At 65.0% G+C, this 2131-nt stretch carries 2 protein-coding genes; both read left to right on the top strand.

Going from position 1 to position 2131, the window contains the following annotated elements:
* Positions 1–379 precede the first annotated feature (379 nt).
* Positions 380–841 carry an SRPBCC family protein gene (locus VIQ49_RS24820; protein WP_331889251.1) on the top strand — a complete coding sequence of 154 codons (462 nt, stop codon included), beginning with the start codon at positions 380–382 and terminating at the stop codon, positions 839–841.
* Positions 842–1101: 260 nt separating this feature from the next.
* Positions 1102–1953, top strand: a complete 852-nt coding sequence (locus VIQ49_RS24815) for a TIGR02391 family protein (protein WP_331889250.1) — start codon at positions 1102–1104, stop codon at positions 1951–1953.
* Positions 1954–2131 lie beyond the last annotated feature (178 nt).

Here is a 2131-nt window from a genome sequence, read left to right as displayed (position 1 = left end):
TCCGGCTGTGGAGCCGCCCGCAGGTCAAGGTCGGTGGCCGCTACCTGAGCGCCGGCCTCGTCATCGAGATCGACCTCCTTCGAGGTTCTGCTTCTGCGCCGTGACCGATGACGATGTACGCGCCTCGGGCGAGGCCATCTGGAGGCGCTCCGGACCGGGCCGCTGACTCGGGGCCGGTCCACGACGGCACTATGGTCATCCGGGTTGAGGTCCGTGTGGTGTAACCCCAGCGGCCTGGTCGGGGTTCCCACACGCTGCCAGCGGTTGTGGTGGCGGGTCGGCAGTCGTGCCCGGCGATGTCGGAGGCCAACCGCTGGCAGTGAAACGGGCCGCGGTCAGGTGGCACCCTTAGAGGGGCATCGAGTGTTTGGATGGACCCATGGCCAGCCAAGGCGAAGTTGGGCGTGTCGTGAGCGCCAGCCGCGATATTGCTGCGGGAACCGCCCGGATCTTCGAGCTCATCGCAGATCCGACCCAACAGCCGCGCTGGGATGGCAACGACAACCTGTCCCGGGCACCCGCCGGTCAAAGAGTCCACGCCGTCGGTGATGTCTTCACCATAACAACCACCAAGGGCAACATCCGAGAGAACCACGTGGTCGAGTTCGTCGAGGGCCGACGAATCGCCTGGGTCCCCGCTGAGCCGGGTCAGGAGCCGCCGGGACACCTGTGGCGATGGGAGTTGCAGCCAATCACGTCATCGCGTACGCGCGTCACCCACACCTACGACTGGACACGGTTGTCCGACGATGACCGGCGGATCCCGCGCGCTCAGGCGACCACAACCGAGAGGCTGATGGCGTCGCTCGATCGACTCGCTGAGCTCGCTCAGAGTGAATGACCCGACGCTGCGGCCCACCCTCATCTTCGGGCCCAACGCATGCCCTTCACGCCCGACGTGCGCGACAGCGGATCGTACGGCGCGCAGTCTGCTGCTACCGGCTCTCGGCATTATGTGCGGAAAGTCGGTGCGGCCGACAGGCGGCGAATAGACGCGGCCCCGGCGCCAACCACCTGCCCCCGATGCAACTGGACGCGCGTTTCCGCCTAGAGGTGATTCGTCGGCCCCGGATGTCGACGCCTACGTGCACACTGCGGTGCATGGCGAAGTACGGAGCGGACTACCTCAGACGGTTGATCGACGCAGTCATCGGTTTCGAGAGAGCGTTCGACAGATGGATGGAGAGCCAGGTCGAGTCCGACCACATGTCAGCGCGCGGGCTATTCCCGACCGTGTGGACCAAAGTGGGCGAAGACGAGGCAAACGTAAGAGCCCTTGAGCTTGCGGTGGCCGAAGCCGCGGGCGGGGCAGCGACGGCCGTCAACGTCACAGGCGCCCTGATCGGCGTGCAGGGAATCGGACTCATCGACCCGATCTCGAACTGGTCGATGATGCGTAACCCGAAGGCGTTCATCAGCCCTCAAGACGTCCGCACCACAGCGGCCACTGTGAAGGGCCGCTTGGCCGCGCTTCTCGCTGATGCCGAAGCAGCGCAGACAACCGACTTTCCGGCGTTCTCGCCAGCTCTCATGCATCCGGTCGTTTGGTCGGGCGCAGCAGCACACTGGACTTCGCATCAGTACCGCGTCGCGGTCCGAGAGGCCGCCGAGGGGCTGACCGTGTACTGGAAGCAGCGCCTTGGACGGAATGACGTGGACGACACGCCTTTCTGGCAGCAGACGCTATCTCCGGGCGACGCCGAGCCGGGAAGACCGAAACTGGCATGGCCTGGCGACAAGGACGACAAGACGACCAAGAGCATGCGGGGTGGACTCGAACCGTTCGCGAAGTCACTCAACAACCTAGCGACCGGCCTCAATTTGACCGTTCGCAACGTCACCACTCACACCCGCGACGAGCTCAGCGAACAAGAGGCGATGGAACGGCTGGCGGCGTACAGCTATCTCGCCCGACTCCTTGACCGATGCGAGATCCAGACGGTCGATGTGTAGTAGTACGCGCCGCACACTGTATGCCTCAAGGATCAGACCACTCGAGAGACCGCTCGCACCCTCACGCTGCCCTCGCGCACGCACGTAACACGCGGCGGAGTTGACGCTTGTGATGCCCCGCAGGTCAGACTCCGGCGACGTAGGCGGTGAGGAAGTGGACGCCGTGTCGGTCGAGGTT

This window comes from Williamsia sp. (assembly GCF_036566845.1).
GTDB lineage: Bacteria > Actinomycetota > Actinomycetes > Mycobacteriales > Mycobacteriaceae > Williamsia.
The sequence above is the reverse complement of the archived record's forward strand: the minus strand, read 5'-3'. Positions and strand labels throughout refer to the sequence as shown.